The organism is Streptomyces sp. NPDC046909 (genome assembly GCF_040644695.1).
In the GTDB taxonomy this organism is placed as follows: domain Bacteria; phylum Actinomycetota; class Actinomycetes; order Streptomycetales; family Streptomycetaceae; genus Streptomyces.
In genome coordinates this window covers 37289-52999 of sequence record NZ_JBEYXC010000019.1, presented here as the reverse complement: position 1 = coordinate 52999, position 15711 = coordinate 37289, and the positions used below count along the sequence as shown (strand labels likewise).

11 protein-coding genes are annotated in these 15711 nt (G+C 70.8%); 4 read left to right on the top strand and 7 right to left on the bottom strand.

The window, feature by feature from the left end:
* Positions 1–11 precede the first annotated feature (11 nt).
* Genes nuoL through nuoN form a run of 3 tightly spaced genes read left to right on the top strand, consistent with a single transcriptional unit; the run spans position 12 to position 5148 of the window.
* On the top strand, positions 12–1925 hold the full coding sequence (gene nuoL / locus ABZ928_RS43370) for an NADH-quinone oxidoreductase subunit L (RefSeq protein WP_361532059.1): 1914 nt from the start codon (positions 12–14) through the stop codon (positions 1923–1925).
* Between the two features lie 5 nt (positions 1926–1930).
* Entirely contained in the window at positions 1931–3502 is a 1572-nt protein-coding gene (locus ABZ928_RS43365; RefSeq protein WP_361532056.1) for an NADH-quinone oxidoreductase subunit M, read from the top strand.
* Positions 3499–5148, top strand: coding sequence for an NADH-quinone oxidoreductase subunit NuoN (gene nuoN / locus ABZ928_RS43360; protein ID WP_361532053.1), 1650 nt, complete (start codon positions 3499–3501; stop codon positions 5146–5148). Before ABZ928_RS43365 ends, nuoN begins: the two co-directional genes overlap by 4 nt.
* A gap of 76 nt (positions 5149–5224) precedes the next feature.
* Here nuoN and ABZ928_RS43355 read toward each other — a convergent pair whose 3' ends face one another.
* Positions 5225–5794: a hypothetical protein gene (locus tag ABZ928_RS43355; protein ID WP_361532050.1), complete on the bottom strand. Its 570-nt coding sequence runs from the start codon at positions 5792–5794 to the stop codon at positions 5225–5227.
* A 245-nt stretch (positions 5795–6039) separates the two neighbouring features.
* Between ABZ928_RS43355 and recQ the strand changes: the two genes are divergently transcribed.
* Positions 6040–8040 carry a DNA helicase RecQ gene (recQ, locus tag ABZ928_RS43350; protein WP_361532640.1) on the top strand — a complete coding sequence of 667 codons (2001 nt, stop codon included), beginning with the start codon at positions 6040–6042 and terminating at the stop codon, positions 8038–8040.
* Between the two features lie 249 nt (positions 8041–8289).
* On the opposite strand, the gene ABZ928_RS43345 is transcribed toward recQ, so the two are convergent.
* The 6 genes from ABZ928_RS43345 to ABZ928_RS43320 all read right to left on the bottom strand — a co-directional run bounded on the left by ABZ928_RS43345 (position 8290) and on the right by ABZ928_RS43320 (position 15668).
* Entirely contained in the window at positions 8290–11163 is a 2874-nt protein-coding gene (locus ABZ928_RS43345) for a fumarate reductase/succinate dehydrogenase flavoprotein subunit (RefSeq protein WP_361532047.1), read from the bottom strand.
* Between the two features lie 11 nt (positions 11164–11174).
* Positions 11175–11849, bottom strand: coding sequence for an ABC transporter ATP-binding protein (locus tag ABZ928_RS43340; protein WP_361532637.1), 675 nt, complete (start codon positions 11847–11849; stop codon positions 11175–11177).
* Positions 11850–12192: 343 nt separating this feature from the next.
* Positions 12193–13185, bottom strand: a complete 993-nt coding sequence (locus ABZ928_RS43335; RefSeq protein WP_361532044.1) for an ABC transporter permease — start codon at positions 13183–13185, stop codon at positions 12193–12195.
* Entirely contained in the window at positions 13182–14522 is a 1341-nt protein-coding gene (locus ABZ928_RS43330) for an ABC transporter substrate-binding protein (RefSeq protein WP_361532041.1), read from the bottom strand. The genes ABZ928_RS43335 and ABZ928_RS43330 overlap by 4 nt, the downstream gene beginning before the upstream one ends.
* A 16-nt stretch (positions 14523–14538) precedes the next feature.
* Complete coding sequence (locus ABZ928_RS43325) at positions 14539–14766, bottom strand: ferredoxin family protein (protein WP_030347217.1); 228 nt, start codon at positions 14764–14766, stop codon at positions 14539–14541.
* Between the two features lie 113 nt (positions 14767–14879).
* Entirely contained in the window at positions 14880–15668 is a 789-nt protein-coding gene (locus ABZ928_RS43320) for a GntR family transcriptional regulator (protein ID WP_361532038.1), read from the bottom strand.
* Positions 15669–15711: the final 43 nt, after the last annotated feature.

The window sequence follows — 15711 nt, the reverse complement described above, 5'->3', positions numbered from 1 at the left end:
GTCGCTGAATCGTGGAGAACCTGATTGCGCTGCTGGTGGCGGCGCCCTTGCTCGGAGCGGCCGTACTGCTGTGCGGCGGTCGGCGGCTCGATGCCGTCGGCCACTGGATCGGCACGGCCCTCGCGGCCGTCTCCTTCGTGATCGGCGCCGTCCTCTTCGCCGACCTGCTCGGCAAGAACGCCGAACACCGGACCCTCACCAGCCACCTGTTCAGCTGGGTCCCGGTCGAGGGCTTCCAGGCGGACGTCGCCTTCCGTCTCGACCAGCTGTCGATGACGTTCGTGCTGCTGATCACCGGCGTCGGCTCGCTGATCCACCTGTACTCCGTGGGGTACATGGAGCACGACGAGCGGCGCCGCCGCTTCTTCGGCTATCTGAACCTGTTCCTCGCGGCGATGCTGCTGCTCGTCCTCGCCGACAACTACCTGCTGCTGTACGTCGGCTGGGAGGGCGTCGGTCTCGCCTCCTACCTGCTGATCGGCTTCTGGCAGCACAAGCCCAGTGCCGCGACCGCCGCGAAGAAGGCCTTCCTGGTCAACCGCGTCGGCGACATGGGCCTGTCGATCGCCATCATGCTGATGTTCACGACCTTCGGCACGTTCGCCTTCGGTCCGGTCCTCGGCACCCACGAGGAGCCGGGCGCGGTCAGTGACGCCGGCGAGGCGACGCTCACCGGCATCGCCCTGATGCTGCTGCTCGCCGCCTGCGGCAAGTCCGCCCAGGTGCCGCTCCAGTCCTGGCTCGGGGACGCGATGGAGGGCCCGACCCCGGTCTCGGCCCTCATCCACGCCGCGACGATGGTGACCGCGGGCGTCTACCTGATCGTCCGCTCCGCCAACATCTTCAACCTCGCCCCGGACGCGCAGTTGGTCGTCACCGTCGTCGGTGCCGTCACGCTCCTGTTCGGTGCGATCGTCGGTTGCGCGAAGGACGACATCAAGAAGGCGCTGGCCGGCTCGACCATGTCGCAGATCGGCTACATGGTCCTCGCCGCGGGCCTCGGCCCCATCGGCTACGTCTTCGCGATCATGCACCTGGTGACGCACGGCTTCTTCAAGGCCGGGCTGTTCCTCGGCGCCGGTTCGGTCATGCACGGCATGAACGACGAGGTCGACATGAGGAAGTACGGCGGCCTCAGGAAGTACATGCCGGTCACCTTCGTGACCTTCGGCCTCGGCTACCTCGCCATCATCGGCTTCCCGGGTCTGTCCGGCTTCTTCTCCAAGGACAAGATCATCGAGGCGGCCTTCGCCAAGGGCGGCACCGAGGGCTGGATCCTCGGCGCCTGTGCCCTGCTGGGCGCGGCCATCACGGCGTACTACATGACGCGCGTGATGCTGATGACGTTCTTCGGCGAGAAGCGCTGGCAGCCGGACGCCGAAGGCCACGAACCGCACCCGCACGAGTCGCCCAGGTCCATGACGATCCCCATGATCGTGCTGGCCTTCGGCTCGGTCTTCGCGGGCGGCATCTTCGGAATCGGCGACCGCTTCCTGCACTGGCTGGAGCCCATCACCGGGCACGACCACGGCGACGCGCCCATCAGCGCGGCCACGGTCACGGCGGCCACGGTCGCCGTCATGGTCATCGGTGTCGCCTTCGCCTACCTCCAGTACGGCCGCCGCCCGGTCCCGGTCGTCGCCCCGCGCGGATCGCTGCTCACCCGGGCCGCCCGGCGCGACCTGCTCCAGGACGACTTCAACCACGTCGTCCTGGTCCGCGGCGGCGAGCACCTCACGCGGTCCCTGGTGTACGTCGACCACACCCTGGTCGACGGAGTCGTCAACGGCACGGCGGCCTCGGTCGGCGGCCTCTCCGGACGGCTGCGCAAACTCCAGAACGGCTATGCGCGGTCGTACGCGGTCTCGATGTTCGGCGGTGCGGCACTGCTCATCGCCGCGACCCTGCTGATGAGGGCGGTCTGATACCGATGTCCTTTCCTCTGCTGACAGCGACGGCGGCGCTCCCGGCGATCGGCGCGATCGCCACGGCCGCCGTACCGGCCGCACAGCGCACCGCGGCCAAGTGGCTCGCGCTGCTCGTCTCGCTGGCGACCCTCGTGCTCGCCGCGATCGTCCTGGTCCGCTTCGACCCGGACGGCGACCGCTACCAGCTCACCGAATCCCACTCCTGGATCAAGGACTTCGGGGTCAGGTACGAGCTGGGCGTGGACGGCATCGGGGTGGCGCTCGTCGCGCTGACCGCGCTGCTGATCCCGTTCATCATCCTCGCGGGCTGGCACGACGCCGACCCGCTGGAGACCGGAAACAAGAGGTGGCGGCCCACCCAGGGCTTCTTCGCCCTGATCCTGGGCGTCGAGGCGATGGTGATCATCTCCTTCGAGGCCACCGACGTCTTCGTCTTCTACATCTTCTTCGAAGCCATGCTGATCCCGATGTACTTCCTCATCGGCGGCTTCGGCGACCGTGCCCACCAGCACGGCGAGGAGACGGCGTCCACGCAACGCTCGTACGCCGCCGTGAAGTTCCTCCTCTACAACCTGGTCGGCGGCCTCATCATGCTGGCCGCGGTGATCGGCCTCTACGTGGTCGCCGGGAGCTTCTCCCTCTCGGAGATCGCCGAGGCGCGCGCCAACGGCTCGCTCGACATGGCGACCAGCACCGAACGCTGGCTCTTCCTCGGCTTCTTCTTCGCCTTCGCGGTGAAGGCGCCGCTGTGGCCGCTGCACACCTGGCTGCCGAACGCGATGGGGGAGGCCACCGCCCCGGTCGCCGTCCTCATCACGGCGGTCGTCGACAAGGTCGGCACCTTCGCCATGCTCCGCTTCTGCCTCCAGTTGTTCCCGGAGGCCAGCAAGTGGGCGACGCCCGCGATCCTCGTCCTGGCGCTGATCAGCATCATCTACGGGGCGCTGCTCGCCGTCGGCCAGCGGGACATCAAGCGGCTGGTGGCGTACGCGTCGATCTCGCACTTCGGCTTCATCATCATGGGCATCTTCGCGATGACGAGCCAGGGCCAGTCCGGCGCGACGCTCTACATGGTCAACCACGGTATTTCCACGGCCGCGTTGATGCTGGTCGCCGGGTTCCTGATCTCGCGGCGCGGGTCGCGGCTCATCGCCGACTACGGCGGGGTGCAGAAGGTCGCCCCGGTGCTCGCCGGCACCTTCCTGATCGGCGGCCTCGCGACGCTGTCGCTGCCGGGTCTCGCGCCCTTCGTGAGTGAGTTCCTGGTCCTGGTCGGCACGTTCTCCAGCTATCCGGTGGTCGGCATCATCGCCACCTTCGGCATCGTGCTCGCCGCGCTCTACACCCTCGTCCTCTACCAGCGGACGATGACGGGCCCGGTGAAACCCGAGGTCGCGGCGATGCCCGACCTCAGGGTGCGCGAACTCGTCGTGGTCGCGCCGCTGGTCGTACTGCTGATCTTCCTGGGCGTCTACCCGAAGCCCGTCACGGACATCGTCAACCCGGCGGTCAAGGCGACCATGTCCGACGTACAGAAGAAGGACCCCCAGCCCGAGGTGGAGGCGGCCAAGTGAGTGCGACAGCCGTCCACAGCCTGTGGACAACCGCGGCCGATCCGATCTCGAAGATCGATACGCCGAAGATCGAATACGGACAATTGTCACCCACGCTGATCGTCGTCGGTGCGGCGATCATCGGAGTGCTCATCGAGGCGGCGGTACCGCGCAAGCAGCGGTACTACGCCCAGGTGTTCGTCTCCGCCGTAGCGCTGGTCGCGGCCTTCGCCGCGGTCGTCGCGCTCGCCGCGCGCGGATACGGCACCACCAAGGCGGGCATCGCGGCCATGGGCGCGATCGCCGTCGACGGACCGGCGCTCTTCCTCCAGGGCACGATCCTGCTGGCGGGCCTGGTCGGCCTGTTCACCTTCGCCGAACGGCGCCTGGACCCGGTGGAACACGGAAAGCGGGTCGACTCGTTCGCCGCGCAGGCCGCGTCCGTGCCGGGCAGCGACAGCGAGAAGGCGGCCGTGAAGGCCGGGTTCACCACCACCGAGGTGTTCCCGCTGCTGCTGTTCGCCGTCGCCGGCATGCTGATCTTCCCGGCGGCCAACGACCTGCTGACGCTGTTCGTCGCCCTGGAAGTCTTCTCGCTGCCGCTGTACCTCATGTGCGCCCTGGCCCGCCGCAAGCGGCTCATGTCGCAGGAGGCCGCGGTCAAGTACTTCCTGCTCGGCGCCTTCGCATCCGCGTTCACCCTGTTCGGCATCGCGCTGCTCTACGGCTACGCCGGCTCGGTGTCGTACGCGACGATCGCCCAGGTCGTCGACGGCACGATCGGGAACGTCGACCCGGCGCTCGCGGACACGATGGGCAACGACGCGCTGCTGCTGATCGGCGCCGCGATGATCGTGATGGGCCTGCTGTTCAAGGTCGGCGCGGTCCCGTTCCACATGTGGACGCCGGACGTCTACCAGGGCGCTCCGACGCCGGTCACCGGGTTCATGGCGGCGGCGACGAAGGTGGCCGCGTTCGGCGCGCTGCTGCGGCTGCTGTACGTCGTCCTTCCCGGCCTGCGCTGGGACTGGCGGCCGGTCATGTGGGGCGTCGCGATCGTCACCATGCTCGGCGGTGCGATCGTCGCGATCACCCAGACCGACATCAAGCGGCTGCTGGCGTACTCGTCGATCGCGCACGCGGGCTTCATCCTCGCGGGTGTCATCGCGACCACGCCGGACGGTGTCTCGTCCGTCCTCTTCTACCTGGGCGCGTACTCGTTCGTGACGATCGGCGCGTTCGCGGTCGTCACGCTCGTACGCGACGCGGGCGGCGAGGCGACGCACCTGTCCAAGTGGGCCGGTCTCGGCCGGCGTTCGCCGCTGGTCGCGGCCGTGTTCGCGGTGTTCCTGCTGGCCTTCGCCGGTATCCCGCTGACCTCCGGGTTCGCCGGGAAGTTCGCCGTGTTCAAGGCGGCGGCGGAGGGCGGTGCGGCGCCGCTGGTCGTGGTCGGTGTGATCTCGTCGGCGATCGCCGCGTTCTTCTACATCCGCGTGATCGTGCTGATGTTCTTCAGCGAACCGCGGCCCGAGGGACCGACCGTCGCCGTGCCGTCGCCGCTGACCATGGCGGCGATCGGGATCGGCGTGGCGGTCACGCTGGTGCTCGGTGTGGCACCGCAGTACTTCCTGGACCTGGCGAACCAGGCGAGCGTGTTCGTGCGCTGACCCGCGGGACGTGTACCTGCGGTGCTTGTACGGCGGCCCCGGTTCCCTTCGAGGGAGCCGGGGCCTTCGTGTGCGCTCAGCCGGTCGTCCAGTCGAAGTCGCCGATGTCGTCGAGGTCTGTCGCCCAGTCGGGGACGGAGGCGGTGGTCGCGGTTGTCGGAGTGGCGGGGCACTTCACCTTGGGGTTGAACCCCTCGAAGAGCCCGTCGGGGTTGGTCTTGTAGATCCAGGCGTGGAGCGTGAAGTAACCCGGCAGCTGGCCCTCGTCGAAGGTCTGGCCGAAGAGCGTCGGCGTGGCCTGGCCGGTGTCCTGGACGACCCACTCCACCGCGATCAGCTTGCGGGAGGCGGTGTTGGACCCGCCCTCGTACAGCAGGGCCGCCGGGGTGGACGGATCGAGGGAGCCGATGTTCGCCGGGTTGACGTAGTGGTAGCCCATCTCGGGCACACAGTCGTTCGTGCGGGCCCAGCCGCCCTTCGGGGCGAACGGTTCGTAGGCGTACTTCGCGGTGGCCGTGTACGTCGGGACCAGCTCCACCCAGACGGACGGGTCGGGTTCGGGGGCGGCCTGCGCGGGTGCGGCGGTCAGTGAGAAGGCTCCGGCTATCGCCACGGCGATGGCGGCCTTGAGGGGCCGAGAGGACATGGTGGGGGCTCCTTGAAGCAGGAGGGGCGCGCGTCTGTGTGCGGCGCGCCGCCGTACGGAGGGGCGGGCCTCCCCTGTCCCGCCCGAGCAGCATGTCCCGGCGGCCACCCGGCCTCCATGTGACGCAGACCATTCGGGTGAGCGCACAGAGTGATGAGGCGAGCCTGTGGATAACTCAGGCGCTGTCGGTGCGGGCCCCTATCGTGGACGCAGTGGTCGAGGTGCGACGGACGGGGGACACGGCGATGGGTGGGACGGGCGGGATCGGTGCAATGACAGCGGTATCCGAGAGCGAGGCGTTGGCCACGCTCCACAGGGTCTTCGGGTACGAGGCCTTCCGCGGTGAGCAGGAAGCGGTCATCGAGCATGTGGTCGCCGGCGGGGACGCGGTCGTCCTCATGCCGACCGGCGGCGGCAAGTCGCTGTGCTACCAGATCCCGGCCCTGGTCAGACCTGGTACGGGCATCGTGGTCTCGCCCCTCATCGCGCTGATGCAGGACCAGGTGGACGCGCTGCGGGCGCTCGGTGTGCGGGCGGGGTTCGTGAACTCCACGCAGGACTTCGACGAGCGGCGGGTGGTGGAAGCCGAGTTCCTCGCGGGCGAGCTGGACCTGCTCTATCTGGCCCCGGAGCGGCTGCGGTTGGACACCACGCTGGACCTCCTGTCGCGCGGCAAGATCTCGGTCTTCGCGATCGACGAGGCGCACTGTGTGTCCCAGTGGGGCCACGACTTCCGCCCCGACTATCTCTCCCTCTCCCTGCTCGGCGAGCGCTGGCCGGACGTCCCGCGGATCGCGCTGACGGCGACGGCCACGCACGCGACGCACCAGGAGATCACCCAGCGGCTGCACATGCCGACAGCCCGGCACTTCGTGGCGAGCTTCGACCGGCCCAACATCCAGTACCGCATCGTGCCCAAGGCCGACCCGAAGAAGCAACTGCTGACCTTCCTGCGGCAGGAGCACGAGGGCGACGCGGGCATCGTCTACTGCCTGTCCCGCAACTCGGTCGAGAAGACGGCGGAGTTCCTGAGCAAGAACGGCATCGAGGCGGTGCCGTACCACGCGGGCCTCGACGCGGGGACGCGCGCGGCGCACCAGTCGCGGTTCCTGCGGGAGGAGGGCCTGGTCGTGTGCGCGACCATCGCCTTCGGCATGGGCATCGACAAGCCGGACGTCCGCTTCGTGGCCCACCTCGACCTGCCCAAGTCGGTGGAGGGCTACTACCAGGAGACCGGCCGCGCGGGACGCGACGGACTCCCGTCGACGGCCTGGATGGCCTACGGCCTCAACGACGTCATACAGCAGCGCAAGCTGATCCAGTCCGGCGAGGGCGACGAGGCGTTCCGCCGCCGCGCCGCCTCCCACCTGGACGCGATGCTCGCGCTGTGCGAGACCGCCCAGTGCCGGCGCGGGCAGCTGCTGAACTACTTCGGCCAGGACCCGGACCCGGCGGGCTGCGGCAACTGCGACACCTGCCTCACCCCGCCGGAGACGATGGACGGCACGGTCGCCGCGCAGAAGGTGCTGTCGACGGTGGTACGGCTTCAGCGCGAGCGCGGCCAGAAGTTCGGCGCGGTCCAGATCGTCGACATCCTGCTGGGCAAGCGCACCGGCAAGGTCATCCAGTTCGACCACGACCAGCTGTCCGTGTTCGGCATCGGCGAGGAGCTCTCCGAGGGCGAATGGCGCGGAGTCGTACGGCAGTTGCTGGCCCAGGGACTGCTCGCGGTCGAGGGCGAGTACGGCACGCTGGTGCTGACCGAGGCCAGCGGGGCGGTGCTGCGGCGGGAACGGGACGTACCCCTGCGGAAGGAGCCGAAGAAGCCGGCGACCTCGCGCTCGGTGTCGGGTTCCGGCTCGGGCTCGTCCGGCTCCGGCCGCGGCAAGGCCAAGGCCGCCGTCGCCGAACTGCCCGAGGCCCTCGTGCCCGCCTTCGAGGCACTGCGCGCCTGGCGCGCCGAGCAGGCCCGCGAGCAGGGCGTCCCGGCGTACGTCATCTTCCACGACGCCACCCTCCGGGAGATCGTCACGGTGTGGCCGACCTCGGTCGCACAGCTCGGCACGGTCGGCGGGGTCGGCGAGAAGAAGCTGGTGACGTACGGGGAGGGCGTGCTGGAGGTGCTGGCCGGGCTCGGGGACGGGGGTCCTGCCACCGCCGGGGCGCCTGGTCCGGAGGACGAGGTGGATCCGCGGGCGGACGACTGGCCGGAGATGGACGAGGAACCGGAGCCGGACTGGATGTAGGGGGCGGTCAGGGGACGACTGGGCGCGGCGCGGCGGATCCGGTCCGGGCTCGGACGGGTTCCGGCACGGTGGATCCGGCACGGTGGATCCGGCCCGGGTCCGGGGGGTTCCGGCACGGCGAATCCGCCTCGGGCCGGACAGGGTTCCGCCCCGGACTTCCGGCACGGACTCCAATGCCGGCGTCAGCCTGATCGGCGGGCACGCGGGCACGCGGGCACATGCGGCGCGCACGCCCTGACGCCCGTCGGGTCACAGCGCGCGTGACGCGTACGCCCTGACATCCGCGTCCGCGTCGGTCGTCGCCGTGGCCAGGGCCGCGCGGGCGTCCTCGCCGCCGGCATGCCGGGTCAGGGCCAGTACCGCCGCCTTGCGGACGTCGGCGTTGGCGTCGGCCAGGGCCTTGGCGAGGGCGGGGACGGAGACGTCCGTGTCTGCCGCGGACAGGGCGGTCGCCGCACCGGACCGCACCTGCCAGGCGGGGTCGGACAGGGCGGTCACCGCGCGGGCGGCGAGGGGTGCTGGGCAACCGGTCGCGCCCAGGGCCCCGTAGGCGGCGGCGCGTACCAGAGCGTCGGGGTCGTCGACGAGTTCGGTGAGGGCTGCGTGGACGGAGCGCTCGGCGGGGGCGGGGTCGAGTTCGGCGAGGGAGGCCTCGGCGACAGTGGCTGCGGACTCGGAGTTCTGTGCTTCCTGTCGGCTCGCGAACACCGTCGCCAGGGCCTTGGCGATGGTGACGCGGACCTCGCGGGAGGGGTCGGCCGTTGCCGCGTGGGCGAGTTGCTCGGCGGCGTCGACCGAGACGAGGGCCCGTACGGCCTCGATGCGGACGGCGATGTCGGTGTCGGTCAGCGAGCCCGTGAACAGCTCGGCGTCGCCCAGCCGAAGGGCACGCAGGGTGTCGAGGGCGGCGGCGCGGACGACCGGGTCGGGCTCTCGGAGGGCGGCGGCGAGGCCGTCGCGCAAGGCGGGTTCCGCGGGCAGCGTCTCGACCAGTTCGCGGAGCGAGGCCGCGGCGGCGGCACGCACCTCGGCGGCGGGGTCGAGGAGCGCCCGCGCCAGGGCCGGGCCCGTACCCGGCGGCAACGCCTCCGTCAGTACGGCGACGGCCTCGCGTCGGACGGCGGACGCGGGGTCGTTCAAGTAGGGCAGCAGGGCTTCGAGTTCGGGCACTTCCTCGGCGAGGGCGACGAGTTCGAGCAGCCGGGCGGAGGTCTGCTCCCGAGCCGACGTCAAGGAGGTCGAGGCTGAGGTCGTGGCCGGGGTTGAGGCCGAAGGCGAGGGTGAGCCCTCGTTCTCCGCTCCCGCCGCCACCGGCGCCCGGTCCCGGGAACCGGCTGTCGCCACGTTCTCCGGGTGCACCTCGCCGAGGTGCCGGGAGGGGCCGCCGGTCGGGGTGAACTCCTCGATCGGGACCAGGTAGGGAGCCACGGGACGGGCCGTGAACTCCATCGCACCGGAGGGGGACTTGTGCAGGTCGAGGTGGTGGAACCAGGAGGTGTCGTCGCGGTGGGGGTGGTCGAGACGGTCGTGGTAGAGGCCCCAGCGGGACTCCGTGCGGGCCAGGGAGGCACGCGCGGCCATCTCCGCGCAGTCGCGGATGAAGGTGACCTCGGCGCAGCGCATCAGCTCGTGCGGGGTGCGGGCGCCCATCTCGGCGATGTCGGCACGCATCCGCTCGAAGGACTCCAGGGCCAGCGAAAGCCGCGCGCCCGACTTGGGCGGGGCCACGTAGTCGTTCACGAAGCGGCGCAGTTTGTACTCGACCTGGGGCTGCGGCGGGCCGTCCGGGTTGCGCAGCGGGCGGTAGATCAGTTCGTGCGCCTCACGGAGCTGGTCGGCCGGCAACTCGCCTCCGTACGGCCGGTATCGCGCCGCGTCCGCGCCCGCCAGGTCGCCGAAGACGAACGCGCCGATCATGTAGTTGTGCGGGACACAGGCGAGGTCGCCGGCGGCGTACAGGCGGGGGACGGTCGTACGGGCGTGGTCGTCGACCCGTACCCCGGAGGCGGAGTGGCCGCCGCAGAGGCCGATCTCGGAGATGTGCATCTCGATGTCGTGGGTGCGGTAGTCGTGGCCGCGGCCGGAGTGGAAGGTGCCGCGGGTGGGGCGCTCCGTGGAGTGCAGGATCGACTCCAGGGCCGAGACCGACTCCTCCGGGAGGTGGCTGAGCTTGAGGTACACCGGGCCCCGGTCCGACGCCACCTCCGCCGCGAACTCCGCCATCATCTGGCCGGACCAGTAGTCCGAGTCGACGAAGCGTTCGCCGTGCCGGTTGACCTGGTAGCCGCCGAAGGGATTGGCGACGTAGGCGCAGGCGGGGCCGTTGTAGTCCTTGATCAGCGGGTTGATCTGGAAGCACTCGATGCCGGTGAGTTCGGCGCCCGCGTGGTAGGCCATCGCGTAGCCGTCGCCCGCGTTGGTCGGGTTCTCGTACGTGCCGTACAGGTAGCCCGACGCGGGCAGTCCCAGGCGGCCGCACGCGCCCGTCGCGAGGATCACCGCGCCCGCGCGGACCGTCACGAAGGCGCCGGTACGGGTGTTGAAGCCGACCGCCCCCACGGCCCGCCGCGCCTCGCCCTCGCCCGTCGTCAGCACGCGCACCGGCATCACCCGGTTCTCGATGCGGATCCGCTCCCGCATCTCGCGCCGCCGCAACTGCCGGTACAGGACCTTCTTGACGTCCTTGCCCTCCGGCATCGGCAGCACATAGGAGCCCGAGCGGTGGACCTGGCGGACCGCGTACTCGCCGTGCTCGTCCTTCTCGAACTTCACGCCGTACGACTCCAGGCGCTGCACCATGGCGAAGCCGCGGGTGGCGGTCTGGCGGACGGTGGACTGGTCGACGATGCCGTCGTTGGCGCGGGTGATCTCGGCGACGTAGTCGTCGGGTTCGGCGCGGCCCGGGACCACCGCGTTGTTGACTCCGTCCATGCCCATCGCGAGCGCGCCGGAGTGGCGGACGTGGGCCTTCTCCAGGAGGAGGACGTTCGCGCCGTGCTCGGCGGCGGTCAGGGCTGCCATGGTGCCGGCGGTGCCGCCGCCGATGACGAGGACGTCGCAGGAGAGTTCCTCGGCGTCGGTGAGAGCGGGGATCGCCAGCGGAGTGTCGAGGGGGGTGGTCACCGAGAGGCCTTTCAGGAACCGAGGGAGGACAGGACTTCGCGACGCAGGGCGAGCCGTGCCGGGTCGTCGTGGGCGGAGCGGTCGCGCGGGCGCGGTACGTCGCGTACGGCGGTGAGGCGTCCGGCGCCCAGGAGGGCCACGCGGTCGCCGAGGAAGAGGGCCTCGTCGACGTCGTGGGTGACGAAGACGACGGTCGCGCCGGTGCCGTGCAGCACCTCCACGAGCAGGTCCTGCATGCCGGCGCGGGTCTGGGCGTCGAGCGCGCCGAACGGTTCGTCCATCAGGACGGCGCGGGGCGCACCGGCCAGGGCGCGGGCCAGCTGGGCACGCTGGCGTTGCCCGCCGGAGACGCGGTGCGGCAACTGCCGGGCGCGGTCGGCCAGTCCGACGCGGTCCAGCCAGGACTCGGCCTGGGCTCGGCGGGCAGACCTTCGGAACCCCTTGATGGCGAGGGGGAGTTCGATGTTGGCGCGCAGGGTGCGCCAGGGCAGCAGGGCGTCCTCCTGGAACACCAGGGAGCGGTCGGCGGAGGGCCCTGTCAGCGGGCGGGCGTCCTGGCGGACCTCACCGGCGAGGGGCGCCAGCAGCCCGGCCAGCGTGCGCAGCAGCGTCGACTTGCCGCAGCCGGACGGGCCGACGACGGTGAGGATCTCGCCGGGGGCGACGTCCAGGCCGACACCGGACAGGGCGACCGCGCCCGGGCGTCCGAGGTCGGCGCCGGTGAGGGTGAGGCGGGTGCCACGGGCGGGGGCCGGGGTGTCGACGCCGGGCGCCTCGGAGTCCGGGGCGGTGTCGATGCCGGGCGCCTCGCGGGCCGGGCCGGCGTCTGTGCCGGGCGCCTCGCGGTCCGGGGCGGCGTCTGTGCCGGTCCATCGGGACGCGGCCGAGGCCGAGGCCGAGCTGCTGGTATCGGCAGCCCCGGATGCCTTCGCCGCTCCGGGTGCCTTCACCGACCCGCTTGCTTCCACCGTCCCGCTCGCTTCCACCGCCCCGGACGCCTCCGCCGTGCCCTGCGTCGTCTCGGTCGTCTCAGACGAGGTGCTCATCGCGTGCCTCCTCGGTCGTCCTGGAATCGGCCCCCTGGTCGAGAGGGCCCCGGCTGACGGCCCCCTTGTCTCCGGCCCCCTCGTCCCCGGCCCCCTGGATCCCGGGGTCGCCCACGGAAGTGGCCGGCGTCTGCCCGCCGGACCGCGAAGCCCTCGGGCGGGCCCCCGCGTCGTACGACGTCCGCGGCAGCCAGTGGGTCAGGCGGCGGCCCAGTACCTCCACCGCCGTGGAGGTGAGCCAGCCGAGTACGCCGATGGTGGCCATGCCGACGAAGACGCCGGGGTAGTCGACGACGGTGTAGTCCTGCCAGGTGCGGTAGCCGACGCCGTACTGGCCGGAGATCATCTCGGCGGAGATGACGCAGATCCACGAGACACCGATGCCGACCGAGAGGCCGCCGAAGATGCCGGGCAGTGCGCCCGGCAGGACGACGGAGGAGAGGATCCGGAACCGTCCGCCGCCCATCGTGAGCACCGCCTCCTCCCACACGGGGGTCAGCGCGCGCACCGCGTGCCGGGTGGAGACCAGGACGGGGAAGAAGGCCGCGGTGAAGGTGATGAAGACGATGCCCTGTTCGTTGGAGGGGAAGAGCAGGATCGCCACCGGGACCAGGGCGATCGCGGGGATCGGGCGGATCACCTCCAGGACCGGTCCGAGCAGGTCCTCGGCGAGGCGCGAGCGTGCCACGAGCACGCCCGTGGCCACGCCCAGGGCCGCGGCGAGGAGGAAGCCGCTCAGGATGCGGGTGAGGCTGTCGGTGAGGTCCGTCCAGTAGTCCGGGCCGGACAGCCGGTCGGCGAAGGCTTGGGCCACGTCGGTGACCGTGGGGAACTGCGAGAAGCGCAGCCACAGGTCGATGTCGAGGCCGGTCAGCAGCTGCCACACACCGAGGTCGGCCACCAGCGAGCCGGCCCGCAGGGCGACCCGTCCGGCCCGGCGCGGATACCGGACCGCCTTGCGCGCGTACCCGCTCACGACGCCTGCTCCAACGCGGCCGCGTAGGTCACCACGCGCGCACCCGCGTGCTCGGCGACGTACGCGCGCGCGGTCGCCGGTGCGACGAAGGGGAGGAGCTGCTCGTCGTCCGCCACCCAGACCGCCTTGTCGGCGAACCAGAGGGTGCCGGTGGTGGCGTCGGGGACGTACGCGGCACGGATGCCGGACCGGTGCGCCGAGACGTACGCCAGCAGTTCCGACGGCGTCTTGAAGGCGCGCGTCTTCTCGGCGCCCTTGGGCCAGACCTCGCTCGCGGACGCCGGGGGCGTGGCCGCGAGCCGCTTCGCGTAGTCCGAGCCGAGGGCCTTCTTGACGTACTGGTCGTCGACGAAGGAGTCCACGTCCACGTCGCCGGTCAGCTTGGCCGACTTCAGGATCGAGACGTCGTCCTTCAGGGCGGCGACCAGCTGGGGCTTGATCGCCGGGTCGAAGGTGGAGATGCCATGGGCGCCGTTGTAGAGGTAGACGGCCTCGGCGGGCAGTTCGGTGGCCTCGGCGACCTTCTCGGCGGCGGCGACCGGGTGGGTGTTCAGATAGTCCGTGGCCTCGGCCTGGGCCTTCAGGAACGCTTCCAGGACGGCGGGCCGCCGCTGCGCGAAGTCCTCGCGGGCGGTGACGCCGTGGAAGGTGGCGAGGTTCAGCTGGGCGCCGTCGTAGAGGGCCTTCGCCTTGCCCTGGTAGGTGAGCAGGCCGGGCCAGGCGACGAACTGCGAGAGCGCGTCCGTGCTGCCGGCGGAGAGGGCGGAGGCGCCCACGGCGGGCTGCTGGTTGAGTTTCTCGATGTCCTTGTCGGGGTCGAGGCCGGCGCGTTGCAGGGCGCGTACGAGGGTGCCGTCGGCGGCGGAGCCGACGCTGGTCGACACCTTCTTCCCGCGCAGGTCCTCGAGGGAGGCGAGCTTTGAGTCGGGGGCCGTGACGATGGTGTTGAGACCGCCGCGGAGGTTGTAGCCGGTGACCGACACCAGATGGGTCGGCTTGCCGAGCTGCTTGCCGCGGGCCGCGTTGATGAGGAGCGGGAAGTCGCCCATCGAGCCGATGTCGATCTTTCCGGCGGTCATCTGGGCGGTGATGGGGGCGCCGGTGGCGTAGTCCTGCCAGTCGACCTTGTAGGTCCTGCCGTCGCCCAGCGCGTTCAGCTGCTTCTCGAAGTAGCCGAGGGAGCGCAGGAGGGTGCCGGCGGTGACCGTGTTGATGGTCTTGGACTGGTAGCCGACGGTGACGGTGACCGTGGAGCCGTCACCGGCCTCGGCGCTTCCGCCGCAGGCCGTCAGGGGCGCCAGCAGCAGGACGGCGGCGGCAACTGCTTTGTTCTTCATGGGAGTCCGAGGCCTCTCAGCGGAGCAGATAGGGCATGTTGACCGTGACGGCTCCGGTGGGACAGCGGGCCGCGCACGGGCCGCAGTACCAGCACTCGTCGACGTGCATGTAGGCCTTGCCACTGCTCTCGTCGATGGCGAGGGAGTCCAGCGGGCACATGTCCACGCAGAGCGTGCAGCCGTCGATGCACTTCGACTCGTCGATGGTCACGGGCACGTCGGCCCGCTGGGGCGCCAAGGGCATGGCTGTCTCCAGAGATTTCCAGAATTCCTGAGATTTCCCGTGCGGCGGTGAACCGAAGGGGAACTGCCGAACGATGAAGTGGTGAGAAGAGGGTGGTGAGAAGGGGGTGGTGGTCAGAGGGACCGGTGCAGCAGACCGCTCATCGTGATGCGGTCGCCGCGGAAGCGGATGAACTCCAGGTCGACCGGGCGGCCGTCGGCGAGATGCGTGAGGCGTTCCAGCATCAGGACCGCGGCGCCGCGCGGGGCCTCCAGTACGGCGGCGGAGTGGGTGTCCGCGTTCACCGCCTCCAGGGTGATCTCGGCGTGGCCGAGACGCTGTCCGGTGATCGTCTCCAGGAGGCGGAAGACATCGGTGTTCTCCAGGTCGGCACCGAGCAGGGCGGTGCCGATGTCGAGCGGGATGTAGGTGAGGTCGAGGGAGAGCGGGAGGCCGTTCAGCCGGCGGAGGCGTTCGATGTAGAGGACGTCGGTGCCGGGGGCGACCTGGAGGCGTTCGGCCACCGGGGCGGGTGCGGGTGCGGGGCCCATCGTGCGGACCTCGTTGGTGACCGTGCCGTGTTCGTGGAGGGTTTCCGCGAGGCCCATCAGACGGTCCAGGCCGTGGGGGTACTTCCGGGCGACGACCACCGTGCCCACGCCGGGCAGGCGGTCGACGAGGCCTTCCGCGCGCAGCAGGTCCAGGGCTTGGCGGACGGTGTTGCGCGAGGCCTGATAGTCGGCGGCCAGGGTCGACTCGTGGGGGAGCGGACCGTCCTCGAAGCGGCCGGTGAGGATCTGGTGGCGCAGGAGGTCGGCGAGCTGCCGGGCCTGGTCCGCGCGCAGCCGACGCCGCGCGCGGTGGGCGGCGACGGTGGTCGCGCCCTGGCCGGCGTGGTCGCGGATGCGGTCGGAGGGAGGCATGCCCGGAACCATAGCGAGGAGGTAGGGAAAGGGGTGTTGCGGC

What these genes read in the sequence shown, in the direction of transcription:
- ABZ928_RS43365 (WP_361532056.1), top strand. Translation starts at nt 1,931, where the DNA reads ATGTCCTTTCCTCTGCTGACAGCGACGGCGGCGCTCCCGGCGATCGGC.
- ABZ928_RS43355 (WP_361532050.1), bottom strand. Translation starts at nt 5,794, where the DNA reads ATGTCCTCTCGGCCCCTCAAGGCCGCCATCGCCGTGGCGATAGCCGGA.
- recQ (WP_361532640.1), top strand. Translation starts at nt 6,040, where the DNA reads ATGGGTGGGACGGGCGGGATCGGTGCAATGACAGCGGTATCCGAGAGC.
- ABZ928_RS43330 (WP_361532041.1), bottom strand. Translation starts at nt 14,522, where the DNA reads ATGAAGAACAAAGCAGTTGCCGCCGCCGTCCTGCTGCTGGCGCCCCTG.
- ABZ928_RS43325 (WP_030347217.1), bottom strand. Translation starts at nt 14,766, where the DNA reads ATGCCCTTGGCGCCCCAGCGGGCCGACGTGCCCGTGACCATCGACGAG.
- ABZ928_RS43320 (WP_361532038.1), bottom strand. Translation starts at nt 15,668, where the DNA reads ATGCCTCCCTCCGACCGCATCCGCGACCACGCCGGCCAGGGCGCGACC.